Origin of the sequence: Celeribacter ethanolicus (assembly GCF_001550095.1) — a bacterium.
GTDB classification, from domain to species: domain Bacteria; phylum Pseudomonadota; class Alphaproteobacteria; order Rhodobacterales; family Rhodobacteraceae; genus Celeribacter; species Celeribacter ethanolicus.
This window is the reverse complement of record NZ_LRUC01000018.1, coordinates 65,053-90,429: the sequence shown is the minus strand read 5'-3', so window position 1 is coordinate 90,429 and position 25,377 is coordinate 65,053. Positions and strand designations below refer to the sequence as shown.

At 61.9% G+C, this 25,377-nt stretch carries 30 protein-coding genes; 10 read left to right on the top strand and 20 right to left on the bottom strand.

The features are described 5' to 3' along the window. Positions 1 to 40 precede the first annotated feature (40 nt). On the bottom strand, positions 41 to 184 hold the full coding sequence (locus tag NH195_RS21140) for a hypothetical protein (RefSeq protein WP_155846117.1): 144 nt from the start codon (positions 182 to 184) through the stop codon (positions 41 to 43). 377 nt (positions 185 to 561) lie between these two features. After that, positions 562 to 1,530 carry a cobaltochelatase subunit CobS gene (gene cobS, locus NH195_RS08340; protein WP_066705490.1) on the bottom strand — a complete coding sequence of 323 codons (969 nt, stop codon included), beginning with the start codon at positions 1,528 to 1,530 and terminating at the stop codon, positions 562 to 564. Positions 1,531 to 1,757: 227 nt separating this feature from the next. On the opposite strand from cobS, the gene NH195_RS08335 reads away from it, so the two are divergent. After that, complete coding sequence (locus NH195_RS08335; RefSeq protein WP_066705489.1) at positions 1,758 to 2,735, top strand: DUF808 domain-containing protein; 978 nt, start codon at positions 1,758 to 1,760, stop codon at positions 2,733 to 2,735. On the opposite strand, the gene NH195_RS08330 is transcribed toward NH195_RS08335, so the two are convergent. Further along, a complete protein-coding gene (locus tag NH195_RS08330) occupies positions 2,680 to 3,228 on the bottom strand; it encodes a hypothetical protein (RefSeq protein WP_066705488.1) in 549 nt (182 codons plus the stop codon). The two genes, NH195_RS08335 and NH195_RS08330, sit on opposite strands and share 56 nt — an antisense overlap. A gap of 128 nt (positions 3,229 to 3,356) precedes the next feature. Next, the gene (locus tag NH195_RS08325) at positions 3,357 to 3,992 is read right to left on the bottom strand and encodes a J domain-containing protein (RefSeq protein ID WP_066705485.1); all 636 of its coding nucleotides are present in this window, start codon (positions 3,990 to 3,992) and stop codon (positions 3,357 to 3,359) included. A 69-nt stretch (positions 3,993 to 4,061) separates the two neighbouring features. Between NH195_RS08325 and NH195_RS08320 the strand changes: the two genes are divergently transcribed. Next, positions 4,062 to 4,319 carry a BolA family protein gene (locus NH195_RS08320; RefSeq protein WP_066705479.1) on the top strand — a complete coding sequence of 86 codons (258 nt, stop codon included), beginning with the start codon at positions 4,062 to 4,064 and terminating at the stop codon, positions 4,317 to 4,319. On the opposite strand, the gene NH195_RS08315 is transcribed toward NH195_RS08320, so the two are convergent. The 4 genes from NH195_RS08315 to gatB all read right to left on the bottom strand — a co-directional run bounded on the left by NH195_RS08315 (position 4,320) and on the right by gatB (position 7,420). Beyond that, a complete protein-coding gene (locus tag NH195_RS08315) occupies positions 4,320 to 4,775 on the bottom strand; it encodes a DUF4177 domain-containing protein (protein ID WP_066705477.1) in 456 nt (151 codons plus the stop codon). Positions 4,776 to 5,008: 233 nt separating this feature from the next. Further along, positions 5,009 to 5,275: a hypothetical protein gene (locus tag NH195_RS08310; protein WP_066705475.1), complete on the bottom strand. Its 267-nt coding sequence runs from the start codon at positions 5,273 to 5,275 to the stop codon at positions 5,009 to 5,011. A gap of 69 nt (positions 5,276 to 5,344) precedes the next feature. Then, entirely contained in the window at positions 5,345 to 5,830 is a 486-nt protein-coding gene (locus tag NH195_RS08305) for a thioesterase family protein (protein WP_066705471.1), read from the bottom strand. Positions 5,831 to 5,902: 72 nt separating this feature from the next. Further along, a complete protein-coding gene (gene gatB / locus NH195_RS08300) occupies positions 5,903 to 7,420 on the bottom strand; it encodes an Asp-tRNA(Asn)/Glu-tRNA(Gln) amidotransferase subunit GatB (protein ID WP_066705469.1) in 1,518 nt (505 codons plus the stop codon). Between the two features lie 132 nt (positions 7,421 to 7,552). Here gatB and NH195_RS08295 point away from each other — a divergent pair, with 132 nt between their 5' ends. Further along, positions 7,553 to 8,293 (top strand): transglycosylase SLT domain-containing protein, encoded by a 741-nt coding sequence (locus NH195_RS08295; protein WP_238379729.1) that lies wholly within the window; start codon positions 7,553 to 7,555, stop codon positions 8,291 to 8,293. On the opposite strand, the gene NH195_RS08290 is transcribed toward NH195_RS08295, so the two are convergent. Both NH195_RS08290 and NH195_RS08285 read right to left on the bottom strand, forming a co-directional pair. After that, positions 8,277 to 9,380, bottom strand: a complete 1,104-nt coding sequence (locus tag NH195_RS08290) for a Hint domain-containing protein (protein WP_066705467.1) — start codon at positions 9,378 to 9,380, stop codon at positions 8,277 to 8,279. The two genes, NH195_RS08295 and NH195_RS08290, sit on opposite strands and share 17 nt — an antisense overlap. Positions 9,381 to 9,401: 21 nt before the next feature. Then, positions 9,402 to 10,529: a Hint domain-containing protein gene (locus NH195_RS08285; RefSeq protein WP_066705465.1), complete on the bottom strand. Its 1,128-nt coding sequence runs from the start codon at positions 10,527 to 10,529 to the stop codon at positions 9,402 to 9,404. A 297-nt stretch (positions 10,530 to 10,826) separates the two neighbouring features. Here NH195_RS08285 and NH195_RS08280 point away from each other — a divergent pair, with 297 nt between their 5' ends. Beyond that, entirely contained in the window at positions 10,827 to 11,957 is a 1,131-nt protein-coding gene (locus tag NH195_RS08280) for an aminotransferase class V-fold PLP-dependent enzyme (protein WP_066705463.1), read from the top strand. A 100-nt stretch (positions 11,958 to 12,057) separates the two neighbouring features. Here the strand turns inward: NH195_RS08280 and NH195_RS08275 are convergent, their stop codons facing one another. The 3 genes from NH195_RS08275 to NH195_RS08265 all read right to left on the bottom strand — a co-directional run bounded on the left by NH195_RS08275 (position 12,058) and on the right by NH195_RS08265 (position 14,452). Beyond that, a complete protein-coding gene (locus NH195_RS08275; protein WP_066705462.1) occupies positions 12,058 to 13,272 on the bottom strand; it encodes an FAD-dependent monooxygenase in 1,215 nt (404 codons plus the stop codon). Between the two features lie 119 nt (positions 13,273 to 13,391). After that, positions 13,392 to 13,622 carry a hypothetical protein gene (locus tag NH195_RS08270; RefSeq protein WP_066705460.1) on the bottom strand — a complete coding sequence of 77 codons (231 nt, stop codon included), beginning with the start codon at positions 13,620 to 13,622 and terminating at the stop codon, positions 13,392 to 13,394. A 176-nt stretch (positions 13,623 to 13,798) separates the two neighbouring features. Further along, on the bottom strand, positions 13,799 to 14,452 hold the full coding sequence (locus NH195_RS08265) for a pyrimidine 5'-nucleotidase (protein WP_066705459.1): 654 nt from the start codon (positions 14,450 to 14,452) through the stop codon (positions 13,799 to 13,801). 130 nt (positions 14,453 to 14,582) lie between these two features. On the opposite strand from NH195_RS08265, the gene NH195_RS08260 reads away from it, so the two are divergent. Next, complete coding sequence (locus tag NH195_RS08260; protein ID WP_066705458.1) at positions 14,583 to 15,227, top strand: GntR family transcriptional regulator; 645 nt, start codon at positions 14,583 to 14,585, stop codon at positions 15,225 to 15,227. A 124-nt stretch (positions 15,228 to 15,351) separates the two neighbouring features. On the opposite strand, the gene NH195_RS08255 is transcribed toward NH195_RS08260, so the two are convergent. Together NH195_RS08255 and carA are read right to left on the bottom strand one after the other, a co-directional pair. Next, positions 15,352 to 17,727, bottom strand: coding sequence for a glycosyltransferase family 2 protein (locus NH195_RS08255; RefSeq protein ID WP_420795683.1), 2,376 nt, complete (start codon positions 17,725 to 17,727; stop codon positions 15,352 to 15,354). Positions 17,728 to 18,107: 380 nt separating this feature from the next. After that, positions 18,108 to 19,277 (bottom strand): glutamine-hydrolyzing carbamoyl-phosphate synthase small subunit, encoded by a 1,170-nt coding sequence (gene carA / locus NH195_RS08250; protein ID WP_066705456.1) that lies wholly within the window; start codon positions 19,275 to 19,277, stop codon positions 18,108 to 18,110. Here carA and NH195_RS21455 point away from each other — a divergent pair. Both NH195_RS21455 and NH195_RS08245 read left to right on the top strand, forming a co-directional pair. Beyond that, positions 19,276 to 19,416 (top strand): hypothetical protein, encoded by a 141-nt coding sequence (locus NH195_RS21455; RefSeq protein WP_162265858.1) that lies wholly within the window; start codon positions 19,276 to 19,278, stop codon positions 19,414 to 19,416. The genes carA and NH195_RS21455 overlap by 2 nt on opposite strands. Positions 19,417 to 19,476: 60 nt before the next feature. Continuing rightward, positions 19,477 to 19,935: a GatB/YqeY domain-containing protein gene (locus NH195_RS08245; RefSeq protein WP_066705454.1), complete on the top strand. Its 459-nt coding sequence runs from the start codon at positions 19,477 to 19,479 to the stop codon at positions 19,933 to 19,935. Between the two features lie 86 nt (positions 19,936 to 20,021). Here the strand turns inward: NH195_RS08245 and NH195_RS08240 are convergent, their stop codons facing one another. Next, a complete protein-coding gene (locus NH195_RS08240; protein WP_066705452.1) occupies positions 20,022 to 20,546 on the bottom strand; it encodes a DUF2244 domain-containing protein in 525 nt (174 codons plus the stop codon). Positions 20,547 to 20,553: 7 nt separating this feature from the next. On the opposite strand from NH195_RS08240, the gene NH195_RS08235 reads away from it, so the two are divergent. From NH195_RS08235 to NH195_RS08225, 3 genes are read left to right on the top strand one after another with little or no spacing between them, the layout of a single operon-like run. After that, positions 20,554 to 20,901 (top strand): hypothetical protein, encoded by a 348-nt coding sequence (locus NH195_RS08235; protein ID WP_066705450.1) that lies wholly within the window; start codon positions 20,554 to 20,556, stop codon positions 20,899 to 20,901. Then, positions 20,882 to 21,127, top strand: a complete 246-nt coding sequence (locus NH195_RS08230) for a hypothetical protein (protein ID WP_155846116.1) — start codon at positions 20,882 to 20,884, stop codon at positions 21,125 to 21,127. The genes NH195_RS08235 and NH195_RS08230 overlap by 20 nt, the downstream gene beginning before the upstream one ends. 20 nt (positions 21,128 to 21,147) lie before the next feature. After that, entirely contained in the window at positions 21,148 to 21,342 is a 195-nt protein-coding gene (locus tag NH195_RS08225; RefSeq protein ID WP_066705443.1) for a hypothetical protein, read from the top strand. Here the strand turns inward: NH195_RS08225 and NH195_RS08220 are convergent. The 4 genes from NH195_RS08220 to NH195_RS08205 form a co-directional block, all read right to left on the bottom strand. Continuing rightward, positions 21,339 to 21,788 (bottom strand): hypothetical protein, encoded by a 450-nt coding sequence (locus NH195_RS08220; protein ID WP_066705441.1) that lies wholly within the window; start codon positions 21,786 to 21,788, stop codon positions 21,339 to 21,341. The two genes, NH195_RS08225 and NH195_RS08220, sit on opposite strands and share 4 nt — an antisense overlap. Before the next feature lie 164 nt (positions 21,789 to 21,952). Next, positions 21,953 to 23,644 (bottom strand): cytochrome c oxidase subunit I, encoded by a 1,692-nt coding sequence (ctaD, locus tag NH195_RS08215; protein WP_066705432.1) that lies wholly within the window; start codon positions 23,642 to 23,644, stop codon positions 21,953 to 21,955. 257 nt (positions 23,645 to 23,901) lie between these two features. After that, positions 23,902 to 24,390, bottom strand: coding sequence for a hypothetical protein (locus tag NH195_RS08210; protein ID WP_162265857.1), 489 nt, complete (start codon positions 24,388 to 24,390; stop codon positions 23,902 to 23,904). 387 nt (positions 24,391 to 24,777) lie between these two features. Further along, positions 24,778 to 25,287, bottom strand: a complete 510-nt coding sequence (locus NH195_RS08205; RefSeq protein WP_066705426.1) for a c-type cytochrome — start codon at positions 25,285 to 25,287, stop codon at positions 24,778 to 24,780. Between the last annotated feature and the right edge of the window lie 90 nt (positions 25,288 to 25,377).

Here is a 25,377-nt window from a genome sequence, read left to right as displayed (position 1 = left end):
GGCAAGGAATTTGTATATACGCGAGATATACGATTTGGCGCTAGGTCAGGATCAGAGAGAGACATCGTCCAAGCGCGTTTCCGGCGTACTTCTGTGTAGTTTCGGCGTGCGCCGGGTCCTGTTCGAACGCGACGCGGCGCAACAGATCGGCATGGGCGAATTTTGCCGAAAGTCGAAGGGTCATCAGCGCGCCCCCCCTGATCGGGCGGGCTGACCGTTTCCAACAGCGAAATCATCGCGCCGCGTTGGCGTTCGGTCAGATCGGAGGCGGGATCGGAGAGCAGCCATTGGTGCTCCATCGTGGCCGAAAGACGCCCTACGCAATAGGCGAACTCACGCGCGATAGGATCCATCTCCCGAGCCGGGATGGCCGGGGCGGGCAGGGCCGCAAGCAGGGTTGTGACTGTCGCGGCGAGTATGATCGCAAGTCCACGCATGGCAGAGAGCGTGGCACAAATTGGTTGCCAGCCGTTTAACCACGGCGTGCGTTGCGTTACGCCTTTGGTCACAAAGAAAAAGCGGACCCGAAGGCCCGCTTTGACGCATGGAATGGCGGAGAGATTACCCGGCCAGAGAGACCGCCGACTCGGGCAGTTCTTCATCGAAACAGCGTTGATAGAACTCGGCCACGGTCTGACGTTCCAACTCATCGCATTTGTTGAGGAAGGTCAGGCGGAAAGCATAGCCGATGTTGCGGAAGATCTCCGCGTTCTGCGCCCATGTGATCACCGTCCGCGGGCTCATCACGGTCGAAAGATCGCCGTTCATGAAGGCAGTACGAGTGAGATCGGCCACGGCAACCATCTGGTTGATCTGCTTGCGGCCTTTTTCATTGTTGTAATGCGGCGCTTTCGACAGGACGATGGCGGCTTCGGCGTCGTGGCTCAGGTAGTTGAGCGTGGCGACGAGCGACCAGCGGTCCATCTGCGCTTGGTTGATCTGTTGCGTGCCGTGATAAAGACCCGTCGTGTCGCCGAGGCCGACGGTGTTGGCCGTGGCGAAGAGGCGGAAATACGGGTTCGGCGTGATCACCTCGTTCTGGTCCAGAAGGGTGAGTTTGCCGTCGGTTTCCAGCACGCGCTGGATCACGAACATCACGTCGGCGCGGCCCGCATCGTATTCGTCGAACACGATGGCGCAGGGGTTGCGCAGGGCCCAGGGCAGGATGCCTTCCTGAAACACGGTGATCTGCTTGCCGTCCACGAGCTTGATCGCGTCTTTCCCGATCAGGTCGATCCGGGAAATGTGGCTGTCGAGGTTGACGCGCACGGAGGGCCAGTTCAGCCGGGAGGCGACCTGTTCGATATGGGTGGATTTGCCGGTGCCGTGATAGCCCTGGATCATCACGCGGCGGTTGTGGGAAAAGCCGGCAAGGATCGCCAGCGTGGTGTCCGGATCGAATTTGTAGGTCGGGTCAAGCGCGGGCACGCGGTCGGTCGGCTCGGCGAAGCCTTTCACGGTCATGTCGGTGTCGATGCCGAAAACATCGCGAACGGAAATGGTTTCGGTCGGTTTTGCGGTCGCGTCCATGATCTTGCCCGTTTTCTTGAAAATTTGGAACTCACCTGACTTCTTGCCCTGTCGGGGCGGCGGGTGCAAGGGGCGAGGCGTCGCAGAAATGCTCAAAGGGGGATGCCAGAAAACGGCGGCCTGTGACGAAGATGCATGCGGACGCGGCAAAATTCCCCGCTTCGGGGGCTTTGCCTCGTTGCCCGCGCCGCCTACATTGCGGCAAAGCTTTGACAAAGGGGATTGGCATGAGCGGCCTTCTGGCTCTTCTGGACGATGTCGCAGGGATTGCGAAAGTGGCGGCGGCGCAGGTCGATGACGTGGCCGGGCAGGCGGCCAAGGCCTCGGCCAAGGCAGCCGGCGCGGTGATCGACGACGCGGCGGTGACGCCGAAATACGTCCATGGCTTTGCTCCTGCGCGTGAATTGCCCATCGTGGGCAAGATCGCGCTCGGTTCGGTCCGCAACAAGCTGGTGATCCTGTTGCCGCTGGCGCTTCTGCTGTCGAGCTTTGCGCCCTGGCTGATCACGCCGCTCTTGATGCTTGGCGGCTCCTACCTGTGTTTCGAGGGCGCGGAAAAGGTCTATCACCTGTTCAAGCCGCACACGCCGCATGCCGACGGGCAGGTGATGAATGGCGATCCGAGCCATCTCGAGGAGCAAAAGGTGGCGGGTGCGGTGAAAACCGATTTCATCCTCTCCGCCGAAATCATGACCATCATCCTCGCCGCTCTCGAACCGGGCCAGTCGATCTGGGTCGAGGCAGGTGCGCTGGCGCTGGCCGGGCTCATCATCACGGCGGTGGTGTATGGCGGTGTGGCGCTGATCGTGAAGGCGGACGATTTCGGTCTCTGGCTCAGCCGGGTCGGACGGCTCTCCGTGACGCGTGCGCTGGGGCGCGGCATCGTCAAATTCATGCCGCTGTTCATGAAGCTCCTGATGATCGTCGGCACGGCGGCGATGATCTGGGTCGGAGGCTCCATCGTGATCCATGGGTTGCACGAGCTGGGGATGCATCAGCCCTATGAGGCGATCCATCATGTGTCCGTTCTTGCGGCGGAGGCGGCCGCTGCGGCGCAAGGTTTTGTCCAATGGGGCGTCACCGCGTTTTTCGATGGCATTTTCGGCCTCGTTTATGGCCTGATCCTCACTCCGGTCGTGGCGAAAGGGATCAACCCGCTGATCCGTGCCGTGCGCGGGCAAAAGGCAGGGGACGCCGGGCATTGAGGCGCGGGGGGCTTGGCGGCCCCCGATGTCCGGGGCGCAGGCTCAGCCGGGCGAGGGCCGCGGTGAGCACGCTGCCCATCCCCCAGGCGAGTGCGGCCATCGGGTGAGAGATCAGCTCGATTGGCACGAGAAAGGCCGCTGCGGCGAAGGTCACTGGCAGCGACAGGAAGCTGAGCAAGGGATCGCCGAAGACCAGAATCCTGACCGTCTGAGTAAAGGCCAGCGCCGTTCCCGAGGCCAGAAGCGAGGTGACGGAGGCCGCCCAGAACACATTGATCGGTCCCGAGGCCCAGAACGGGCGCAGGCGCGGGCCGATGAGTGTCGCGGCAACGATTGCGACAGTCATCAACAAAACCGTGGTGTCGCGCCCAAACTCCCGCATGAAATGGTCATAGGCCGAGAGGCGCAGGCTCACCACACTGGTCCAGACGAAGGACAGATGAAAGCCTGTGTCCCAGACGATATGTGATATGTGATGTGATGCGCGTTTCATCGGCCTCCGCCTCTCCCAAAAAGACTGATCTCCGGGATAGACGGTGAAAGTTACCGGGATGTTGAAAACTGCCAGACACATGAAAAACCGCCCCGGAGGGCGGCTTTCGGCGGCTGCCATGTCGGGTTTTACTTGAACCAGCGGCTGTCCTTGAGCTGATCCCAGGCCCAGACCACCTGTTGCAACTGCTCTTCCTGCGAGCGGTCGCCGCCGTTCACGTCCGGATGCAACACCTTGATGAGGGCGCGGTACTGTTTCTTGATCTCCGCCTTGGTCCAGTGGTCCTTGGCCTCGAGAATGTCGATGGCCTGACGCTCGACGGGCGGCAGCTTGCGGGTCGGCGCGCTCGGGTCGGATTTGCCCGGGTTGCGTGTCGCATTCTCTCCCAGGACCTCATGGGCATCGTCGATGCCGAGGCGCTCCCAGGCGCGTTGCTCCACCGATTTGCGCCCGAAGGGCTGGGTCGGGCGATCGCCCGTCTGCGACGACTTGTAGGCCGCATCCATCTCGGCCTCGGTCGCATTGGTGAAGAAATTCCACTGCAAATTATATTCGCGCACGTGTTCCTTGCAGAACCATTTGTACTCGTCCAGATGATCCGGAGAGCGCGGCGCGCGATACTGCCCCGGCTCGTTGCAGCCCTCCCACTCGCAGGTCCGCTTGGAGGTCTCGAACGCGCCAGACATGCCGCGTCGCCCTCCGCGCTTGTTCTTTTTCGCGGAAGATACCGACATATCAAAACCGAAAGGATCTTTTTTATCCATCTGCCTCAACCTTTTCGACTCGGACGCGAGACTTTAGATGAGAAAGGCCAAATGCGAAAGGGGCAGAGCATGAAGATTGCCGATCAAATGCGTGACCGACTTGAAAAGGCTTTTCAACCCAGTGTGTTGGAGGTCGTTGACGACAGCGCGCGCCATGCCGGACATGCCGGTGTCGAGGGCGCCTCGGGCGAGACGCATTTCAACGTGAAAATCCGCGCGGCGGGTTTTACCGGCCAGTCGCGGGTCATGCGGCACCGCATGGTGCACAAGGCGCTGGGCGATCTCGTGCCGCGCATTCATGCGCTGGCGCTCGATCTGGATGTGTGATCAGGATTCGCGATCTTCCGCGATTTCCTCTGCCACTTCGGGGGACAGTTTGCGCGCCTGGGCGCCCGCACCTTTCTCCACCTTGGCGGGGAAGGGGACGGCGGGGGGCGGGGCGTTGCGGTCCGCGACCGGGGAGCGGCGCGCGGGCCTGGTCTCGTCGGTCGTGTCGCTGGTCTCCTCCGTGTCGGGATAGGCGCTGAACACCCGGCTGACGTCTGTGGCGTCGCGTTCGCGGCGGAACACCAGAACCGTGTGGTAGCTCACGGTCTTCGAAGTGATCCCGGCGCGTTCCTCCATCGGCACCAGATCGGCGCGCAGATACTCCCAGCCCTCGGCGCCCTTTTCGTTGAGGAGGCTCTGCATGGCCTGCGCGATGCGTGCTTCCGGGGTTTTCACGCCTTTGGCTTTCTCGCCTTTGCGCGGCGCGGGTACGGTCAGGTATTCGAAACGGGGCATCGCGGGGGTCTCCTTGCCTTTGGCGCAAGGTTTAGCGGCCCCTGCGCCCGGGTCAAGCCGGGCCGGGCCACAGATGGATCACGCGCGCGTCAGATCGGCAGAGCCGTGCCGAAAGCCTGCCGCCCGATCGCTGAGACAGGAGATGTGGCGGGAGACCGTGTCACAGGTGCAACATATGAGCGCCGCACGCGCCGCGCCAAAATCCTCGTGGCTCAGTTTTGGGGTGCGCTGCCTTATTCTGCGACGAACGTGCCGTATTCTGGCTTGTCGGCGGCGAAGACACCGAAATCGCTTTCCCGGCGAAAGATCAGCACGGCCTGTTTGCCCTCCACGCCGTTGAGCGCGAATGCGTCGGAGCGCAGATAGATCCAGCCCTCGGCGGCCATGGCGTTGAGGCGCGTGGTCACCGCCTCCGCAAGCCGGGCCTCCGGCGTCTGCGCGGCGGAGGTGGCTTCGCCGTCATGCGGCGCGGGGATGGCTTTGTATTCGAAATGCGACATGGCGGTCTCCTTCCCCGGAGCACAATAAGCCCATGGGCTTAACAAGGGATTGACGCCTCAGGTTGTGTTCTAGGCGGCTGTGTTGGTCAGCGAAATCGACCGTCCTGCCTGCGCCGGTCGGGGAAGGGCAGAGTGGGCTTGTTTCAGCGCCGAGAGCTTTTGCACGATTCCCGGCGGGAAGGGCACGACACGCGGGCCGGACATGTCGATATGCAAGAGCAGCTCTTCGGCGGTGGCGGCGATCCAGCCGTCCTCGTGATGGATCTCGTGAAATAGCACCATGCGTTTCGCATCGAAATCCAACAACTGCGTCTGTACCCGCACCCGGTCACCCAGTTTCAGCTCGCGCTTGTAACAGATGTGCACCTCGGCGGTGTAGCTCGTGTGGTGTTGCGTCTTGGCGTAGGTCTCGCCCAGCCCGATCAGTGGGTACATCTGATCGCCGCCCAAATCCATGATCACGGCGTAATAGGCCATGTTGATGTGGCCGTTGTAATCCACCCACTCAGGGCGGACGTCGATCAGCGTGGAGATATGCGGGGCGGGGAGTGTCATGCTGTGCTCCTGATATGAAAAAGCCGCCCTACTCTCACACGTGAAGGACGGCTTTTGATGTTTGGCTTTGTTTCAAAGGCCGAGTTTGGATTTGACCAGCTCGTCCACCGCTTTCGGGTTGGCCTTGCCGCCAGTGGCTTTCATCACCTGACCGACGAACCAGCCCGCGAGTTTCGGGTTGGCTTGGGCCTTTTCGACCTGCGCCGGGTTGGCGGCGATGATTTCGTCTACGGCGACCTCAATGGCACCGGTGTCCGTCACCTGTTTCATGCCGCGCGCTTCGACGATCTCAGCGGGGTTGCCGCCCTCGGTGTAGACGATCTCAAACAGGTCTTTCGCGATCTTGCCGGAGATCGTGTCCGCCTTGATCAGCTTGACGATCTCGCCGAGTTGCTCCGGGCTGACCGGGCTTTCCGCAATATCCGTGTCGTCCTTTTTCAGACGACCGAACAGCTCGTTGATCACCCAGTTGGCGGAGAGCTTGCCATCCTCGCCGACCGCCACGACTTTCTCGAAGAAATCCGCGTTCACCGTGTCGGCGGTCAAGACGCCCGCGTCATATTCCGACAGGCCGAAGTCCTTGACGAAACGTGCTTTCTTCTCGTCCGGCAGCTCTGGCAGGGTTTTGGCGATGTCGTCCACCCACGCCTGTTCGATCTCCAGCGGGAGCAAGTCGGGGCAGGGGAAATAGCGGTAGTCATGCGCCTCTTCTTTCGAGCGCATCGAACGGGTTTCGTTCTTGGCCGCGTCATAGAGACGGGTTTCCTGATCGACCGTGCCGCCGTCTTCGAGAATGGCGATCTGGCGACGGGCCTCATAGTCGATGGCGGCCTGAATGAAGCGCGTGGAGTTCATGTTCTTGATCTCGCAACGGGTGCCGAGATGCGAGAAATCCTGCGTCTCCTGGTATTTCTCATACTGACCCGGACGACAGACCGACACGTTCACGTCGGCGCGCAGGTTGCCGTTCTGCATGTTGCCATCGCAGGTGCCCAAGTAGCGCAGGATCTGGCGCAGTTTCAGCACGTAAGCGGCGGCCTCTTCCGGCCCGCGAATATCGGGGCGCGAGACGATCTCCATCAGCGCCACACCGGTGCGGTTCAGGTCGACGAAAGACATCGTCGGGTCCATGTCGTGGATCGACTTGCCGGCGTCCTGTTCGAGGTGAATGCGCTCGATCCGCACCTTGCGGGCGACACCCGGCTCCATATCTACGATCACTTCACCTTCGCCCACGATCGGGTGGTAAAGCTGGGAAATCTGATAGCCCTGCGGCAGGTCGGGGTAGAAGTAGTTCTTGCGGTCAAAGGCGGAGAACAGGTTGATGTCGGCCTTGAGGCCCAGCCCGGTGCGCACCGCCTGTTCGACGCAATATTCGTTGATCACCGGCAACATGCCCGGCATCGCCGCATCCACGAAGGACACATGCGAGTTGGGTTCTGCGCCGAAACCGGTGGACGCGCCGGAAAACAGTTTCGCCTCGGAGGCGACCTGCGCATGGATTTCCATCCCGATCACGAGTTCCCAGTCTTCTTTCGCACCGGAGATGACCTTCGGTTTCGGTGCGGAATATTCGAGATGATCCAGCATGCGCATGTCCTTTAAAGCGAGGGCTTTCAGGCGTTCTAGGCGCTCTCTTGCCGGGGGGCAAGGGGGCGGGTTTGCAAACGGGGCGCTTTGGGGCATATTGCCCGGCAGAGTAAAGTGCGTTTGAGGTTCCGCATGCGGATGCGAAAATGGGCGGCGGCGATGGCGCTGTGTTTCATCGGAGTGGGGTCTCAGCTCTCGGCCGGAGAACTGAGAGAGAACCTGCCAGATCAAATTGCCTTTGCGCTCGCGCCGATGGAAGCAAGCCCCGTTCCCGCCCCGCGCCCCTATGTGGTGCGCATGCCGAAACTGCGCTGGAAGAACCAGAGCCAGGGTCCGGCCTGGACCCGGGCCGCGATGAAGGCGGTGCTGTCGCACGGGCAGGGGCTTGTAGATACGGTTCCGGCGGATATTGCGGCCTGGTGCCCGGGTTATGCCACGCAGGACGACAGCGGTCGGGCGGCGTTCTGGGCCGGACTTCTGTCGACGCTGTCCTATCACGAAAGCACCTGGCGCGAGACGGCGGTGGGCGGCGGCGGGCAGTGGTTCGGTCTGGTGCAGATCTCGCCTGCGACCGCACGACATTATAATTGCAACGCAGGCACTGGTGAGGCGCTCAAGGACGGGGCCAGCAACCTGTCCTGTGCGATCCGCATCATGAGCCGCACGGTGGCACGCGACGGCGTGGTGAGCCGGGGCATGCGCGGCGTGGCGGCCGACTGGGGGCCGTTCCATTCCGAGACCAAGCGCAGCGACATGCAGCGCTGGGTGCGTGCCCAGCCGTTCTGCCGCCCGGTGATGCAAAGCTCGCCCCTGCCATTGCCGCGCCCGTTGACCATCGCAGCCGAAGAGACCGCCGTCAGCCGGCCTTTCTGAGCGCTTCCGCCTCCCAAGCTTTCAGCTCGTAGCGCGACAGATGCGCGTCGTTCTGGCGGAGAGTGAGTTCCGGGAAGAGCGCCACGATTTCCGCTCTTGCCTCCGCTCCGACCGTGTTGAGCGCCTGTTCGCCGGGGTAGAGGCTTTCGGTCGGGCAGGCCTCGGCAAAGACGATCTGGTGGGTGTCGAACAGCATGTGGAAATACTCCACGGTACCGCCCTCGACGATGCGGATCGTGCCATCGTTCACCAGATGTTTCGCCGCCACCAACACGTCGCGCTCGCCGAACAGCACCTCGGCCTGCGGTCCCCGGATGAGCATGCGGTGGTTCTGGCTCACCTTCAGGTCGCGCAGGTTGCCGAGTGCGCCCATGCGGATCAGCACCGGGGCGAGATTGCCTGCCGCAGGCACGCGGCGCGCGCCGATCCAGCGGATGGGCTGGGCGCCGTGATCGAGCGTGTTCACCAGATCGCCCGCCCGCAGCGTCTCGATGAAGCGCGGTCCCTCGGGCGTCTCGATCAGGGTGCCACGGGTGAGGCAGACCGCACCGTTGATGATCTCTTCGGCGATGAGGTTGTTGTCGACGTTGAAATTGCCGTCGCCCTCGTTGTCGATCACCCCGTCGCTGTCGTAATCCATGTCGGTCTCATGGTCGATCTGGATGACGGGGCGCAGCTCGGTCAGGTCCTGCCCGGGCGCGACGAGCACATTGTTGAGGCCGGGTCCCCCGTCCGAGGACACCATCACATTGGCGTTGAAACGCAGATAGGTGTCGCCCAGCCCCGAAAGATCGCTCTGGATATTGGCGGTCTGGCCGGGGTTCATCGGATGATAGGTGTATTTCGCGACCCCGTTGACGTAATCGGCAGCGCTGTCATAGACCACGATCCCGGTGATCTGGCTCGCTCCGGTGACCTCGCCATTCTCGACATTCTGGACGGTGATCACGACCACATCGTCCCCCTCGAAGGGCGAGGTGCCGCCGTGGATCATGATATGCCCGCCATGGCCGCCACCGGAATTGGTGCCGACGGAGACATTGTCCAGAAGCGATGATCCCATCACGAGGATGTCTTCGGTGGCCATTCATTCACCTTCTCATGGCGTTCAGGACGCCTGTTGCAGGGCCTGGGCTTCCCAGGCCTTCAATTCGTACCGGGACAGGGCGCAGCGGCGGGTTTCCAGCTCGGGGAAGAGCGTCAGGATCTCGGCTCTGGCCGCCGCGTCCACCGCCTTGAGCGCCTCTTGGCCGGGGTGCAGGCTTTCGGTCGGGCAGGTCTCGGCAAAGATGATCTCGTGACGGTCGAGAAGCAGGTGAAAATACTCCACCTGGCCGCCCGGCACGGCGCGGATCGTGTCGTCATTCACCAGATGTTTCGCCGCCACCAACACGTCACGTTCGCCGAACAGCATCTCGGCCATCGGGCCACGGATCAGCATGCGGTGGTTCGGGCTCACGGTCAGATCGCGCAGGTTGCCAAGCGTGCCTGCCGTGATCCGGATCGGCGCAAGCGCGCCCTTGGCGGCCACCCGCCGCGATCCGGTCCAGCGGATTTCCTGCGGCCCGTGATCGAGCGTGTGCACCCGGTCGCCGACCTGTAGCGTCTCGATGAAACGCGGTCCCTCGGGCGTGTCGATCAATGTGCCCCGTGCAAGGCAGACAGCGGCGGCGATCGCGTCTTCCGCGAAAATGTTGTTGTCGGTGGTGAATACCCCGTCGCCGCTCTCGTTCCCGGCAATCGTGCCGTCGGCGTTATAATCGACATCCTGCTCATGCGAGAGCCAGATCGGGAATTCCTCCGACAGATCGACCCCGGGTGCGAGAAACAGCCCGTCGAGATCTGGTGCATTCGGATCGGTCGAGGTGAAGTTGTTGGCCTCAATATAGAGGTAGGTGTCGCCCATGTCATGCACGGCCGTGCTGATCTGGCCACTGGTGTTCTGGCCCCACCACCAACCGCCGTGCGTCAGCGTGTAATCGTATTTCGCCTCGCCGTTGAGATAATCCGCCGCACTGTCATAGACCGTGATGCCGGTGATCTGCGTTTGATTGTCGAACGTGCCGTCGGCATTGACGTTGGCCACGGTGAAGACCACCACATCGTCATCCTCGAACACGCTTTCGCCACCGGTCAGATAGGCGCCGTCATTCTCATCGCCGCGGGGGTCCTGAGAATAGCCGATCGGATTGTTCACGATGGAGGAGCCCATCACGATGAGTTCTTCTGTCGGCATTGCTGCTCTGCCCGTATGTTGCGGGGTGTGTGCCCCGGTCTGCCTCGATGCGCCTTGGCGATCTCCCGTCCTGTCGGATGTCCCGTCGAACTTCGGCCGCGTTTTCGGTCGCTTGCGTTTTGCCTCGCGCGGTGCTCTTGTTTGGCCCGATCCCTAGACATGACGCTTTGGTGTCATAATCCTGGCGCAGGGCGTTTCTGTCCAGTGTTTTCTGGGATTTAGGCCGCGGTGTTGCATCGGATGTGTCGTTACGGCACCGATTGGCCTGAAGAGGTTAGCTGAGAAGAGGAGGTTCTCATGCCCGCATTGCGCACCGACATCGACCCCGACGGGTTGCTCGAATTTTCCGTGGTCTTCACCGACCGCTCGCTCAATCACATGTCGAAAGCCTTTCAAAAGGTGATGACCGACATCCACGCCACGCTCTGCGAGGTTTATCATGCCGACACGGCTGTGGTCGTCCCCGGCGGCGGCACTTATGCGATGGAGGCGGTCGCCCGCCAGATTGCGGGCGGCGAGGACGTGATGGTGATCCGCAACGGTTTCTTTTCCTTCCGCTGGTCGCAAATCTTCGACGTGGGGCAAATCCCCGCCTCGCAGACCGTGCTGAAAGCGCGCCGGGTCGGCAATGAACCGACCTCCGGTTTCCTGCCCGCGCCTCTGGAGGAGGCCATTGCGAAAATCCGCGATTTGAAGCCCGCTGCCATCTTCGCGCCGCATGTCGAAACCGCCTCCGGCATGATCCTGCCGGACGCCTATATCCGCGCGCTTTCGGAGGCCGTCCATGACCACGGCGGGCTGATGGTGCTCGATTGTATCGCCTCCGGCTGTGCTTGGGTCGATATGAAGGAGACCGGTGTCGACGTGCTGATCTCCGCCCCGCAAAAGGGCTGGTCGGCGCAGCCGTCTGCGGGGCTCGTCATGCTGAACGACCGCGCCACCGAAGTGGTGAAATCCCGGCAAAGCTCGTCTTTTGCCATCGACCTTGGAAAATGGCTGACCATCATGGAGGCCTATACCGGCGGTGGTCATGCCTATCACGCCACCATGCCGACCGATGCGCTGCGGGCCTTCCGGGACGCGATGCTGGAGACCAAGGATTACGGCTTTGCCAAACTCTCCGAGGCACAATGGGAACTGGGACGCCGGGTGCGTCACCTGTTGGCCGGGCGTGGGTTCAAATCCGTCGCCGCCGAAGGCGTCGAGGCGCCCGGCGTGGTGGTCTGCTACACCGACGATCCCATGATCAGGACCGGCGCGGCCTTTGCTGCCCATGGGGTGCAAATCGCCGCCGGAGTGCCGCTGCAATGCGATGAGGGCGAGGGGTTCTCGACCTTCCGTCTCGGCCTGTTCGGTCTCGACAAGCTCTACGATGTGGACGCAACCGTCGCGCGCCTGGAGGCTGTTCTGGACGACGTTCTCGGCTGAGTTTCCTCCGATGTTTCCTTTGCTGCCCCAAATACTCAAAACGGCGCACGGATGATCGCCCGCGCGCCGTGAGTATTTAGAGGCACAAAGGAAACGGCGATCAGATCGGTCCCAGCCCGGCCTGCATGACCTTCATCCGCACGGGTTTGACGTCATGCACCGCTTTGAGACCCCAGAGTCGCACCATTTGCAGGATGTCGCTTTCGGAGCGGGTTACCCGGTTGAACAGATCGACGACACGGGCGCGTTTGGAGATGTCGTTCAAACGGTTGCGCGCGTAGGTGTCGAGCATGGCGTCTGTGCCGGGGTCTGAGCGATGCGCTTCGGCGAGGGCCAGCAGTTCGGCCAGATCGTTGAGCGAGGTATTCAGCCCCTGCGCGCCGATGGGGGGCAGGGCGTGGGCGGCTTCGGCGATGATCGCAACGCGCTCGGAGGCGAGGCGTTCGGCTACGCGGGTGATGATCGGGAAAATCGCCCGTCCGGACGCCAGTTTCATTTCGCCAAAGAGACCCGCAGAGCGTTCGGTCATCACCGCGTTGAACGCGTCGGGCGGCAGATTGAGAAGCTCGGTCGCATAGGCGCCCTTGTTCATCCAGACGATGGCGGAGGCCGGTTTGTCGTCGATGTCCGGCAGCGGCACCATCGTGAAGGGGCCGCCTTCGCGGTAGATCTCGGTGGAGACATTGTTGTGCGGCAGGTCGTGGGTGGCGGTGAAGGCCAGAGATTTTTGGCCGTAGCGCGTGGTTTTGACGCCGATTCCGGCGGCCTCGCGTACCGGGCTGTCGCGCCCGTCGGCAGCCACCACGAGTTTCGCGCGCACCATCGTGCCGTCGGTCAGGGTCACCATCGCCTCGGAAGAACGTGTCAGCAGGCTCTTGAAGCCGACGCCATAGCGCAGCTCGACATTGGGAATGTCCGGCACGGCACGGGCCAGTTCGCGACGGATCACCCAGTTGAGGAAGTTCCAGCCGAAGGGCTCGTCGCCCGTCTCCCGGCCTTCGAATTGCCGTTCGGTGCGGATTGTCGCGGGGCGACCCACGGTGTCGACGATGCGCAGGGCTTCGAGCGGGGTGGCATGTGGCGCGAGCGCCTCCCAAATGCCGATTTTCTCGAAGAGGTCGCGGGCCGGGCGTAAAAAGGCGGTGGAGCGCAGGTCCGAACTCGCTTCGTCGCCGGTGACAACCGGCGGGGTCGGATCGACCATCAGGGTGCGAAAGCCCGAGGCGCCAAAGGCCGCAGCCGCGATCAGACCGGCGATGCCGCCGCCTGAAACGAGGATGTCAACGGTCTGCGGGGATGTGCTTGGATCGGACATGAGACCTCCTTTGCGCTGCGGTCGCTTTTCAAGCGTATCCAAGAGATAGGCGCAAAGGAGGGGAATGTCCAAGGGGCAGGCTGTCTCAGGCGTTTTCCGGGCGCCGGGACAGCGCCGCTTTATTTTCCGACGGTGAGGACGAGCAGGACGATGTAGATCAGCGGCACGGTGGCCACGGCGGTGACGCCCAGCACCCAGGGGCCGATGGCGAACATGCCGTAGATCACGGCGGCGATCACGACGACGACGAACAGAAGGAAGAGGACGACGCCACGGGTGGTGGCAAGGCCTTCTTCGTGGTGGTCGTGAGTGTCGATAGCGTTGGTCGTGTCGAGGGCGGCGTCGGTCATGTGCGTGCTCCGGCTGTGAGGTCGTGTGTGATCTGTAGAAGTCAGTGCGAAAGGTTTGTGCGTGGGGCTGCGCGGGTTTGTGCGCATTTGTGTACCGGAGACAGATACAGGGCTGTGTGCGCTTCGGTCACGGCGGCGATTTGTCGCAGTTTGCGTTAACCGTCGCCCGCCGGGTTTCAGCCCGTCACGGCCCTCAGGAAGGCCGACAGATCGTCGGTGTGATGATGGATATGCGGGGCGGGCGGATCGAGCGGCAAGGGCGCGACATGCACGGTCTTCATCCCGAGCGCATGCGGCACTTCGAGATTGCGCGGATCGTCCTCGAACATGGCGGCGGCTTGCGGGTCGATCCCATCGCGACCGAGTACGGTATCGAAGGCGGCCGCCTGGGGCTTGGGGTGGAAATCCGCGTGTTCGATGCCGTAGACCGCGTTGAAAATCCCGGTCAGCCCGCGCGCCTCCAGCACGCGCTCCGCATAGGGCGCGGAACCGTTGGTGAAGACGATCTTGCGCCCGGGCAGGGCCGTGATCGCGGCTTTCAGCTCGGCATCGCGCGACAGCCCGGAGAAGTCGATGTCATGCACATAGCTGAGATAAGGCAGCGGGTCGGTGCCGTGTTTCGCCATCATGCCGGAGAGCGTCGTGCCGAATTCGCGCCAGTAGGTGTGCCGCAGCCGGTTCGCCTCCTCTGAAGTGACGTTCAGTTCGCGGGAGACCCAATCGGTCATCTTGACCTCGATCTGCGCGAAAAGTGCCGCCTCGGGCGGGTAAAGCGTGTTGTCGAGGTCGAAGACCCAGGTTCTGACATGGGAAAAATGATCGGCTACCATGCCTCCCTGTTAGGCGCAGCCTGCGGCACATGCAAGCAGATGGCTGGCGGAGGGGATGTTAGCGCTTGATCGCGGGGGGCGGGGCTGGCTATGGTCAGGTCCTGATCCCGATTGAGAAAAGTGACGTCCGATGAAAGACCAGCGTGCCAGCCAGAAAGACGCTTATGAGATGATCCTCGAGGCGATCGACACCGGGATTTACCGCCCGGGCGACCGGCTTGTGGAAAGCGAGCTGGCGGAGCGCTTCGGTGTGTCGCGCACCCCGGTGCGTGAGGCCTTGCAGCGGTTGGAGACCCAGTCGATGCTGAGCCGCGACGGGCGCTCACTCATTGTGGCCTCGCTCGATCACAATCAGATGGCCGATCTCTACGTCGTTCGTACCGAACTCGAAGGGCTGGCCGCGCGTCTCGCTGCCCGGCATGCGACCCCCGAGGAGGTCCGTGTGCTGCGCGATATGGTCGAGGACGACCGGGCCCTGATCGGTCACCCGGACGATATGTCCCGTGCCAACCGCCGCTTTCACAAACAGATCCATCTGGCCTCGCACAACAAGTATCTCGTGCAGCAGCTCGACTTGGTGCACCGCTCCATGGCGCTTCTGGCAAGCACGTCTCTGGCGGCCGAGGGTCGTGGCGAGGAAGCGATCAAGGAGCACGACCTGATCGTGTCCGCGATAGAGGCGGGCGACGGCGAGGCGGCGCACAAGGCATTGTCGGATCACATTTCCAAGGCCTTTATCACCCGTCTGAAAATCGACGCGGACAAGGAACGCTAAAGCGTCACGCCTTTAAGCTTTCGGCACCGGATGAAGGCACTGGATACAGGTAAGGCGCGTGCAGCGCCCGTATCTTGTCCTGAGGTCCTGCAAAAGCGGTGTCCCAATGGCTTGGCGAGCCACTTTAAACCGTCATCCCTCTTAACCGGGGCGCTGGCATCAGGCTCCCCTTTTCGGCGCGCGCAATGAAGATGGGCCTCTCGGCGAAGGCGGCGATATGGGCCCAGTCGGGCGCGCCGGGGGCGTTGACGGCGGCGGGATGTGTGACCTCGGTGCCGTGCGGGGCTGCGGCGGGTTTGGGTTTGGGTTTGGGAGTGGGACGCAGGCGCTCCGGCTCAAAGGCGATGACGGCCGCATTCAGGGCGCGTCTGAGCGCCGGGCTTTCCGGTTTGTGCGTCATGTCGAGCCCGAATGTGAGCCGTCGGCCAGGCACAGGCAGGGCTCCGAAGGCCTGTTGTTCGATCCGGGCGCTGTCCGCGAACCCGGCCCTGAAACCGGCACTGAATTCCGTACTGGGCTCGGCAAAGCCGCGCGGCGCCTCGGCGGCCTCGGCAAGGGCGACGGAGGCGGCCGTGGGATAGAGGATCAGGGGGCGGCTCATGGGAGGATGTGACGTCTTGGCGGCGGCACTGCTTGTGCCGGTCAGCAGCAACGGTGCGGGGCGATCCGGGCTGTGCGATGGCGGAGGATCGGGCATGAGTTCTTCCTCGGGCAGATCTTCATGAAAGCCGAGATCATGCACCCCGTGGGCGGTCTTGTCCCAGTAATAGGGTTTGGTGATCATCTCCCAGAGCCCTTTGAGCGCCGCAAGCGTGGCGAGCGGATAGTAGAGATGTAGAGTCGGCACCCAGGGCCAGAGCCATTTGTGCTTGGGTGTCGAGGTGGCGACCATACCGGTGGCGACGGTGATCGCCTCCGATAGGAGGAAAATCCCGCCCAACCCGACAAGAAGGTCGTGCGGCAGCACCGCACGCATCGGATGCGGCAGGCCCAGAGGGAACATCCAGAAGGACCACAGGAAGGGCGCGAGGACGAACTGGCTCAGCGTACCGAGAAACAGCGCCTGAACTCCGAAGAACCGCCACGGACCGAGATCGGACCAGAGGCGGCGCGGGCTGCGCATATGGACGGCGTAGGTCATGGCATAGCCTTTGAGCCAGCGCGAGCGCTGCTTGATCCAGGGCCAGAAACGGCAGTTCGCCTCCTCCTCGGTCACCGTGTGCAAGAGTTCCGTGCGGTAGCCGTGCCGGGCCAGACGAATGCCGAGATCGGCGTCTTCGGTGACGTTATGGGCGTCCCAACCGCCCAGTTCCTCAATCGCCTCGCGGCGGAAGAACAGCGTGGTGCCGCCCAGGGGGACGGTCAGGCCAAGTTTTTCGTAACCGGGCAGGATCACCCGGAACCAGCTTGCGTATTCCACGGTGAAACAGCGGGACAGCCAGTTGGTGCGGGCGTTGTAGAAATCGAGAATCCCTTGCAGACAGGCGACTTCCGGCCCGGTCTGGGCGAAATGAGCGACGATCTTGTGGATCTGGTCGGGTTCGGGGGCATCCTCGGCGTCATAGATGCCGATGATCGAGCCACGACAGAAGTCTAGGGCGAAATTCAGCGCCCGCGGCTTGGTCTTGACCCCGCCGCGCGGCACGATGATCTGCCGCATCCAGCGCGGCAGGTCGGTATGGGCGATGGCGTCTTGTGTGATCGTGTCATCCTCTTCGACCACCAGGCAGATGTCGAGCAATTCACGCGGATAATTCAGCCGGGATACACGTTTGATCAGTCGTGTGGCGATCTCGCGCTCCTTGAACAGCGGCACCATGATCGACACAATGGGCAGGGCGTTGCGGGCGCGGCGTGTGGCGAAGGTGGATTTGCGGGAGCGCGCGGTCCGGGCCTGTGCGAAAGCGGCGGCAAGGCGCAGGCCGGTGGCGACCAGCAGGGTCAGCACCGCCCAGCCGGTCAGCAGGATCGAGGCCATGAGCGGCGACAGCAGAAACAGCAGCAGGCCGAACATACCGAGCGAGGAGAGTACGCCGGTGAGCTTGCGCACATCCATTTCGCGGCAGCTCTCATGGGCGGCAACGCGGGTTTCCGCCGCGCTTGCCAGACGTCGCTGACGCGAGCGTAACAGTGCCTCGTGCAGCGAGGTTTCCGGGGTAACCGCCATGCGCACCGGTCCGAAGATTGCGGTGAGCCGGGGGCGCATTCCTTCGAATTCTTCCGGGCGGCAGGAGGCGATGATCACCGTTCCCCCGGCCTGGCGCCAGGGCAGGAGGCCCTTGCGCAGGCAGACATCGGCGCCCAGACGGTCGATCAGCCGCACATCGGGGGGGCTACGCATCAGATTGGCGACCTCGGCGTGATACTGATGTCCGAGCGCTTCATACAGCGTGGCTTCGTTCACCATGCCGTGGGCCAGAAGGATGTCGCCGATCCGCGCATCCTCGCGCTGGCGCAGCACGGTGGCGCGCAGCAGGTCCTCGGCGGCGAGTGCCCCCATGTCGACAAGAACCTGCCCGATCGGTTTTCGGTTCGGTCGGGGGGAGGTGGCGGCAGGGGCCGCATCGCAGCGCTGCGATGCGTGCAGGGTCAAGGTCGGAACGAGAGGATGCCTGTCGAAGGACATCGGATGCCGTACCCCGGTTACGACCGTCTGAAAACAGGGCTGTCTGAAATCAGGACCGTCCGAAATCGGGACTGTCCGGAATGCCCCCGATCAGGTTTATCCCCAGCCCCTTGTGGGCAACTTGCGTCACGGAGGGTTAACAAGGGGTTAACCACGTCTTTAAAACGGGTAAATCAACCGTTCGCGTCACAAAAAAGGCGGGGAGCTCCCCGCCTTTTGCATCCTCTTGTGCCCTGTTCTGCGCTCTGTCGCGCTCAGGCCGGAGCGCCTGCGCGCTCGGCCATGGCGGTAGCGAAGCGTTCGAACAGGTAGTAGCTGTCCATCGGGCCCGGGGAGGCCTCCGGGTGGTATTGCACGGAGAACACCGGTTTTCCCTCGACCGCAATGCCGCAGTTCGAGCCGTCGAACAGCGAGACATGGGTTTCCTTGACACCGGCGGGCAGGGTCTGGGTGTCGACGGTAAAGCCGTGGTTCATCGAGGTGATTTCCACCTTGCCGGTGTCGAGATCCTTCACCGGGTGGTTGGCGCCGTGGTGGCCGTGGTTCATCTTGATGGTCTTGGCGCCGAGAGCGAGCGCAAGCATCTGATGCCCAAGGCAAATCCCAAAAACTGGCAAGTCTTTCTCAAGCACGCCCTTGATCATCGGCACGGCATATGTGCCTGTCGCCGCCGGATCGCCCGGACCGTTCGACAGGAATACACCGTCCGGAGTATGCGCCAGAACCTCATCGGCAGTGGCGGTGGCGGGAAGCACGGTCACATCGCAGCCTGCGGAGGCAAGACAACGCAGGATGTTGCGTTTTGCGCCGAAATCGACGGCGACGACTTTGAAGCCTTTACCTTCGCGTTTCGGGAAACCATCCGGCCAGGACCAGCGCATCTCATCCCATTTATAGGACTGCGCACAGGTCACATCCTTGGCGAGGTCGAGGCCGACCAGACCGGAGAAGTCCCGCGCCTGTTTGACCAGCGCTTCGATGTCGAAATTGCCGTCCGGATCATGGGCGATGGCGACATGAGGCGCGCCTTGTTGGCGGATCGCGCGGGTCAGGCGACGAGTGTCGATGCCGCCCATGCCGATGCGACCGTGCCTGGCAAGCCAGGGGCCAAGCTCGTCCTGCGCACGCCAGTTAGAGGGCTCGGTCGGGTCCCATTTCACGATCATGCCGGCGGCCACCGGATCGGCGGTCTCCTCGTCTTCGCTGTTCACGCCGACGTTGCCGATGTGCGGGAAGGTGAAGGTCACGACCTGCCCGGCATAGGAAGGATCGGTCATGATTTCCTGATAACCGGTCATCGCGGTGTTGAAGCACAGTTCGGCGGTGGTGGTGCCCGTCGCGCCGAAACCCTTCCCATAGAAGATGGTTCCGTCGGCCAGGGCCAGACAAGCGGTTGGTTTTCCGGTGGTTTGACCAGATGCCATGACACGACTCTCCTATATGGGCAAAATTGGCCGGAACCTAAGGAAAGGCATCTCCGGCGTCAAGCGCAGCCGGACGGGTTTTTCCGGCATTTCTGCGACGCAGCGTTTTCAGGATGTTATCGCTCTCATCGGTGGTTGAGAATGTGTCGGGCTTTCGCTATGTTGACCACTTGCGATGTCATCAGGGGATGAGGCCCATATGGATATGCGAAGCCGGCTAAGCGCCGCACTGAAAACGGCGATGAAGGAAAAGGACAGCGAGCGCCTCGCGACGCTGCGCCTGATCAACGCCGCCATCAAGGACCGCGAGATCGCCAATCGCGGCGAGGGCGACGATGTGGCTGTCACCGACAGCGATATTCTCGCCATCCTCGGCAAAATGGTGAAACAGCGCCAGGAAAGCGCCAAGGCCTTTGAAGAGGGCGGGCGTCTTGAACTGGCCGAAAAGGAGCGCTCCGAGATCACCGTGATCGAGGAATTCCTGCCGCGTCAGCTCTCCGAGGTTGAGGTCAAGGCCGCAATCGAGGCGGTGATCAATGAGACCGGGGCCGAGAGCATCCGTGACATGGGCAAGGTCATGGGCGCGCTCAAGGCGAAATACACCGGTCAGATGGATTTCGGTGCCGTCGGTGCGCTGATCAAGGCGCAGCTGAGCTGAGCTGTCCTTTCGGATTGAATGAATTGAGAGCCGCCCGGTCGTTTTGATCCGGGTGGCTTTTGAGTATTTGGGCCATCAGAAAAGCCTCAGCGATTGAGCTGTGCCAGCACGCGCGTGAGGTTCCCATGCAGGACCTTGCGCTCTTCGGGGCTGAGAAAGGCGCCGAGTTCGACCTCGCGATGGTCCCCTGCGCCCTTGAGTGTAATGTAATTTTCGACCTTGCCGTCTTCGGTATTGAGCGAGAGGCGGACCCAATAGGGATTGGCCTCCCATGTGAGCGGCGCGCCCTTTTCCGGCCAGTGGGTGAGGGTGACGCGGTCGGGCCAGATCAGCATTTCCTCGTGTAGCCGGTCGCGGTCCGAGCGCCGAAGTGCTGTCCAGAGCGCGGTCAGGGCGATCAGCATGAAACCCAGCAGCACCCAGAAAGCCATGGTGCCGATGAATGGTACGATGGGAATGAGACCGCCGCCGAACATGATCCAGATCGCGGCGGAAAAGCCTTTGCCCTTCAGACTGCGATAGGGCCAGAGTTCGAGCCGCCAGAGCGGCGTGCCGGTCTCGGGGGAGCCGGTCGGAACGGTGTCATGGGGCGGGGTCCAGAGGTAGGGCATATGCGTGATGAGGGTGCGTTTTTATCAGTGTAAAACCTTTGTGCATGTCTTTGAAGCACGCGATGCGATAGCATGGCGCCATGCCGAACGATCTTTCCGACTGGCCTCCCTAAGCTCTGACCTTGATCTGGCCGAACGGCTTTATGGTGTCGAAGGCGAGGGGCGTGTGGCCGACTGGATTGCGGAGCAATGTGCGCGGATCGACGGTTTGGCCTTCGCACGGCTGTTTTCCGATCATATCACCCTGCCGGGGATCGCCCTTTCGACTATGCGCATCGCCTTGTCACGTCGGGCGGGGTCGGTTGATCGGCGGCATCCGGTTTTACGCACAGGATGTGACACGGCCTTTCGTTGAGGTGATTGCACATGATTTCTCGGATCTGAACGAGCTGGCGGAGGTGGTGGCAGGGGAATGGTGCGGCTTTCATCCGGGCGCGATGCGGCTGCGGCAAAGCACCGGCGCGCCTCTGGGGGCGAGGTGGATCGACACCAGCCTCTATGCCGGGCATATGAGCGAGATGGCGCGTGACCCGCAAGTCGATCTCTGCCTTTCGAACTCCCGGAAGACGCGCTTGCGCTGATCCGTGCCCGGTTCGCCCGCATGGCGCAGCATCAGCCCGGATTGTGCCGCAATGTCTCGCCGCGTGAGGAGGACGAACTGGCCCGGCGGCTCGGCACGGATTGCGATCGGCTGATGATCGGAACCATCGACGGGCAGAACATCGCTTCGCGCAAAACTGCCGTGCGGTCGGGGCGCAGGACGGTGCTGGATTACGTATTTCAGGGTTTGCCTTAAAGTGTGACGCATTGAGCGGCGGAGGTATCGTCGAACGCCCGTCCGCGCGGCACCAGATTGCCGATGCGGGTTCCGTCGAATTCGTAATAGGCCTTGACCCGTTGCTCGGGGGCTGCATAGGCGCCTATGGCGGTGTGTTCGAGTACCGCGACGAAGCTTGTGGTTTCGTCTGCGCCGAAGAATCGCGTTACCCGTTCGGCTTCCCGACTGGTCCATTTCGCGCGCACGATGCGCTCGATCTCTTCGGCCAGTGCGTCGATGCGGGCGGGGTCGGGGGGATGATTTTCGAACAGGGGCTCGGGGCAGGCGATCAGCATCGCCACCCGGGTCTCGCGCACCCGGGCGTCAAAGATCTTCGAGAATTGCGGTACGTGCCAGCGGTCGGAAATCTCCGTCGCGCGGGGCATCTCGCCGCTGTCTCTGGGTTTGAAGAAAAAGGTCAACATGGGTGCTCCTGCTCATCCCTGTTGTCAGGCTAACGCGGGATTGGGCACAAACCGTGGCTGTGACAGGGCGGAGCGTGTCTTATGTCTTAACTGGTTAACGTGGGCTTGAGGCCAACATGAAAAAGGCCCCCGGTCGGGGGGCCTTTCGAGTTGGTGTAGTCCGCTCAGTGCGAATGCTGGTGATCCCAGTCTTCGCGCTTGGGGAGCTGTTCGAACGTATGCTCCGGCGGTGGGCAGGGCAGGGTCCATTCCAGCGTATCGGCATATTCGTTCCAATAGTTGTTTTCGGTCACACGACGCCCGGCCAGAAGCGTGTAGGCGACGATGCCGATGAACAACAGGAAGGAGGCGAAGGACAAAAGCGCACCATAGGACGAGATCTTGTTCCAATAGGCAAAGGCCTCCGGATAGTCGATATAGCGGCGCGGCATGCCTTGGCGGCCGAGGAAATGCTGCGGGAAGAAGGTCAGGTTCACGCCGATGAAGAACAGCCAGAAGTGAATCTTGCCCGCAAGCTCCGGGTATTGACGACCGGACATCTTGCCGATGTAGAAATAGATCCCGGCAAAGATACAGAAGGCCGCGCCCATCGACATCGTGTAGTGGAAATGCGCCACCACGTAATAGGTGTCATGATAGGCCCGGTCGACCCCCGCCTGAGACAGCACGACGCCAGTCACGCCGCCGATGGTGAAGAGGATCAGGAAGCCGAAGGCAAATAGCATCGGCGTCTTGAACTCGATGGACCCGCCCCACATGGTCGCGATCCAGGAGAAGATTTTCACCCCCGTCGGCACCGCAATGACCATGGTGGCCATCATGAAATAGGTCTGCTGCGAGAGCGACAGCCCGACCGTATACATGTGGTGCGCCCAGACGACGAAGCCCAGAACCCCGATCGCGATCAGCGCCCAGACCATCGGCAGATAGCCGAAGACCGGTTTTTTCGAGAAGGTCGCGATGATGTGGGAGATCAGGCCGAAACCGGGCAGCACCACGATATAGACCTCCGGATGCCCGAAGAACCAGAGGATATGCTGGTAGAGGATCGGGTCACCGCCGCCTGCGGGCTGGAAGAAGGAGGTGCCGAAATTGCGGTCGGTCAAAAGCATGGTGATCGCGCCCGCCAGAACCGGCAGGCTTAGGAGGATCAGCCAGGAGGTGACGAAAATCGACCAGGCGAAGAGCGGGACCTTGAACATGGTCATCCCCGGGGCGCGCATGTTCAGCATGGTGGTGATCATGTTGATCGCACCGAGGATCGACGAAGCGCCGGAAACGTGTACCGCAAAGATCGCCAGATCGGTGGAATAGCCCGCTTCCGAGGTCGAAAGCGGCGGGTAGAGCACCCAGCCGATGCCGGAACCGGCCTGATTGTTGCCGCCGGGGGCAAACAGGGACGCGATGCCGAGCGCCACGCCGCAGACATAGAGCCAGTAGGACAGGTTGTTGAGGCGCGGGAAGGCCATGTCCGGCGCGCCGATCTGGAGCGGCATGAAGTAATTGCCGAAGCCTCCGAACAGGGCCGGAATGACCACGAAGAACATCATCAGCACACCGTGATAGGTGATCATCACGTTCCACAAATGACCATTCGGTGCGCAGTCTTCCGCCCCGAAACCGGACAATAGCCGTGCGGCGGCCTCACCGGATTCGTTGAGGCACATGAACTGTACCCCCGGCTCCATCAGCTCGAGCCGCATGTAAACGGTGAAACACACCGAAATGAACCCGACCACGGCCGCCGTGATCAGGTAGAGAATCCCGATATCCTTATGATTTGTCGACAAGAACCAGCGGGTGAAGAACCCGCGGCTGTCCTCATGGCCGTGGCCATGAATGGCGGCGTCTGCCATGCTTTCCTCCCTATTCCTCCTCGGGGTTGCCCCCTGGACGTGCGTCCGCGCCGTCCTGTCTGCCCCGTTTTCGGGGTCTGTGCGACAGATTGACACATACAGTCTTAGAGAGGAACAATCCCGAGAGCAAATTTTTTGCGCAATGTGACAGAGAAAATATCTGCTGAGACATATGCGGCTGTAAAATATGCGCATTTCTGGATGCGCGGGGGCGCCCACGTTTCTGTCGGGGGCGCCTGAGGCTTGATCGGGACGGTTCAGATCAGAATATCCGTGACGGTGTCGAGAACCCCGCCGACGACGCCTCCCAGAAGGCCGCCCAACAGATCGCCGCCGAGCAAATCGCTGACCAAGGGAATCTCGATACTCTCGAGCACATCGTTGCCATCTGGCCATTGGAAGCTGTCGTAATCCTGCTGAAGTCCTTCGGCGAATTCCTCGGCTTCCTGCGTGAATGCTTCAATATCCTCCTCGGTCAGGTCGTAGCCGACCAGATCCTTGAGGGTGAGATTGGTGATGTAATCCGCACCGGCGATCAACAGGGTGCTGTTGAGCAGGCTGCCCGCAGTGCCGGTCCCGACCAGCCACCCGTTCGCGCCGCCTGCGGGTGCGCTCACAGCCGGATCGTTCATAGCACTCAGTGTCACGGGCACCTCCTCCTCGTAGAGCAGTGCGAAGGGGTCTTCGAGCGGATTTTCCGTCAAAGGCTCTATCGCCGACTCTATACGTTCTTCGGCGAGGGGCATCGGTTCGTCAAGAGTGTCCGTCGCGGCGGTTTCTGTGGCGGGCGCAACCGGTTCCGTTGCGAGTGTGGCCTGTTGCAGGGCCGTTACGAGGCTTTCAGTCAGTGGGTCTGTCAGGCGGGGAAATGAGCTGGGGAGGCTGAAGAAGCTAAGCATGATGTCTCTTTTCTTGGGGAAGGTCTTGGGAGAAATAGTGGCAAACCTATACAAAAGGACAAGTCGAAAAGGTGTGTTTCGTGGCGGGCCACACAAAGATTTTCGGTCTGACTGTTTTGGGTGACTCTAGAAATCTGATCGTTTTTTTGAATGGTAATGGGTGGATAGGGACGTCGGTCATAAAAAAACGCCGCCCCAAAGGGGACGGCGCCTGATCTGACCTCGAAATGCGGCTTATTCGGAGGCCGGTGCCTCTTCGGCGGGCATTTCTTCCATGGCTTCGTCACTTTCCTCTTCCGTAGCTTCCATCGCTTCCGGAGCGTCGGAGAAGGTGGAGAGATAGGCCACGACGTCGGAGGCGTCTTTCAGCTTGAACGTCATCTTGGAGCGCCCGGAACCACCATGGGTGTCGATGAACTTGGTCGGGTCGACGGCATATTCGGTGATCAGTTCCGGGGTCCAGACCATGCCGGTCGCGCCCACGGCAAGAATGCCGTCGCCATATTTGAAGTCCGGGTAGGAGGCGACGGGGCGTCCGACGACGCCGAAGAGGTTCGGACCGGTCTTGCCGCCCTTGACGATGGTTTCACCCGAATCCGACACGATCGTGTGGCAGGCCTTGCATTTGTTGAAGTCCTTGGCGCCTTTGTCCGGGTCGCCATGGCCATGCCCGTGGCCATCGGCAAACGCGGCGGCGGAGGTTGCCAACAGGGCGGCGGCTGTGAAGGCAAAAAGCTTGGTCATTCGGTTCTCTCTCCCGTGTGATTCATGTGTCCCGGTCTCAGCATAGTGACTTCGGATCGTGATACCAGCCCGCGATGGTCGTACTTTGAT

What these genes read in the sequence shown, in the direction of transcription:
- NH195_RS21140 (WP_155846117.1), bottom strand. Translation starts at nt 184, where the DNA reads ATGACCCTTCGACTTTCGGCAAAATTCGCCCATGCCGATCTGTTGCGC.
- cobS (WP_066705490.1), bottom strand. Translation starts at nt 1,530, where the DNA reads ATGGACGCGACCGCAAAACCGACCGAAACCATTTCCGTTCGCGATGTT.
- NH195_RS08335 (WP_066705489.1), top strand. Translation starts at nt 1,758, where the DNA reads ATGAGCGGCCTTCTGGCTCTTCTGGACGATGTCGCAGGGATTGCGAAA.
- NH195_RS08330 (WP_066705488.1), bottom strand. Translation starts at nt 3,228, where the DNA reads ATGAAACGCGCATCACATCACATATCACATATCGTCTGGGACACAGGC.
- NH195_RS08325 (WP_066705485.1), bottom strand. Translation starts at nt 3,992, where the DNA reads ATGGATAAAAAAGATCCTTTCGGTTTTGATATGTCGGTATCTTCCGCG.
- NH195_RS08320 (WP_066705479.1), top strand. Translation starts at nt 4,062, where the DNA reads ATGAAGATTGCCGATCAAATGCGTGACCGACTTGAAAAGGCTTTTCAA.
- NH195_RS08315 (WP_066705477.1), bottom strand. Translation starts at nt 4,775, where the DNA reads ATGCCCCGTTTCGAATACCTGACCGTACCCGCGCCGCGCAAAGGCGAG.
- NH195_RS08310 (WP_066705475.1), bottom strand. Translation starts at nt 5,275, where the DNA reads ATGTCGCATTTCGAATACAAAGCCATCCCCGCGCCGCATGACGGCGAA.
- NH195_RS08305 (WP_066705471.1), bottom strand. Translation starts at nt 5,830, where the DNA reads ATGACACTCCCCGCCCCGCATATCTCCACGCTGATCGACGTCCGCCCT.
- gatB (WP_066705469.1), bottom strand. Translation starts at nt 7,420, where the DNA reads ATGCTGGATCATCTCGAATATTCCGCACCGAAACCGAAGGTCATCTCC.
- NH195_RS08295 (WP_238379729.1), top strand. Translation starts at nt 7,553, where the DNA reads ATGCGGATGCGAAAATGGGCGGCGGCGATGGCGCTGTGTTTCATCGGA.
- NH195_RS08290 (WP_066705467.1), bottom strand. Translation starts at nt 9,380, where the DNA reads ATGGCCACCGAAGACATCCTCGTGATGGGATCATCGCTTCTGGACAAT.
- NH195_RS08285 (WP_066705465.1), bottom strand. Translation starts at nt 10,529, where the DNA reads ATGCCGACAGAAGAACTCATCGTGATGGGCTCCTCCATCGTGAACAAT.
- NH195_RS08280 (WP_066705463.1), top strand. Translation starts at nt 10,827, where the DNA reads ATGCCCGCATTGCGCACCGACATCGACCCCGACGGGTTGCTCGAATTT.
- NH195_RS08275 (WP_066705462.1), bottom strand. Translation starts at nt 13,272, where the DNA reads ATGTCCGATCCAAGCACATCCCCGCAGACCGTTGACATCCTCGTTTCA.
- NH195_RS08270 (WP_066705460.1), bottom strand. Translation starts at nt 13,622, where the DNA reads ATGACCGACGCCGCCCTCGACACGACCAACGCTATCGACACTCACGAC.
- NH195_RS08265 (WP_066705459.1), bottom strand. Translation starts at nt 14,452, where the DNA reads ATGGTAGCCGATCATTTTTCCCATGTCAGAACCTGGGTCTTCGACCTC.
- NH195_RS08260 (WP_066705458.1), top strand. Translation starts at nt 14,583, where the DNA reads ATGAAAGACCAGCGTGCCAGCCAGAAAGACGCTTATGAGATGATCCTC.
- NH195_RS08255 (WP_420795683.1), bottom strand. Translation starts at nt 17,727, where the DNA reads ATGGGGGCACTCGCCGCCGAGGACCTGCTGCGCGCCACCGTGCTGCGC.
- NH195_RS21455 (WP_162265858.1), top strand. Translation starts at nt 19,276, where the DNA reads ATGACACGACTCTCCTATATGGGCAAAATTGGCCGGAACCTAAGGAAA.
- carA (WP_066705456.1), bottom strand. Translation starts at nt 19,277, where the DNA reads ATGGCATCTGGTCAAACCACCGGAAAACCAACCGCTTGTCTGGCCCTG.
- NH195_RS08245 (WP_066705454.1), top strand. Translation starts at nt 19,477, where the DNA reads ATGGATATGCGAAGCCGGCTAAGCGCCGCACTGAAAACGGCGATGAAG.
- NH195_RS08240 (WP_066705452.1), bottom strand. Translation starts at nt 20,546, where the DNA reads ATGCCCTACCTCTGGACCCCGCCCCATGACACCGTTCCGACCGGCTCC.
- NH195_RS08235 (WP_066705450.1), top strand. Translation starts at nt 20,554, where the DNA reads ATGAGGGTGCGTTTTTATCAGTGTAAAACCTTTGTGCATGTCTTTGAA.
- NH195_RS08225 (WP_066705443.1), top strand. Translation starts at nt 21,148, where the DNA reads ATGGCGCAGCATCAGCCCGGATTGTGCCGCAATGTCTCGCCGCGTGAG.
- NH195_RS08220 (WP_066705441.1), bottom strand. Translation starts at nt 21,788, where the DNA reads ATGTTGACCTTTTTCTTCAAACCCAGAGACAGCGGCGAGATGCCCCGC.
- ctaD (WP_066705432.1), bottom strand. Translation starts at nt 23,644, where the DNA reads ATGGCAGACGCCGCCATTCATGGCCACGGCCATGAGGACAGCCGCGGG.
- NH195_RS08210 (WP_162265857.1), bottom strand. Translation starts at nt 24,390, where the DNA reads ATGCCCCTCGCCGAAGAACGTATAGAGTCGGCGATAGAGCCTTTGACG.
- NH195_RS08205 (WP_066705426.1), bottom strand. Translation starts at nt 25,287, where the DNA reads ATGACCAAGCTTTTTGCCTTCACAGCCGCCGCCCTGTTGGCAACCTCC.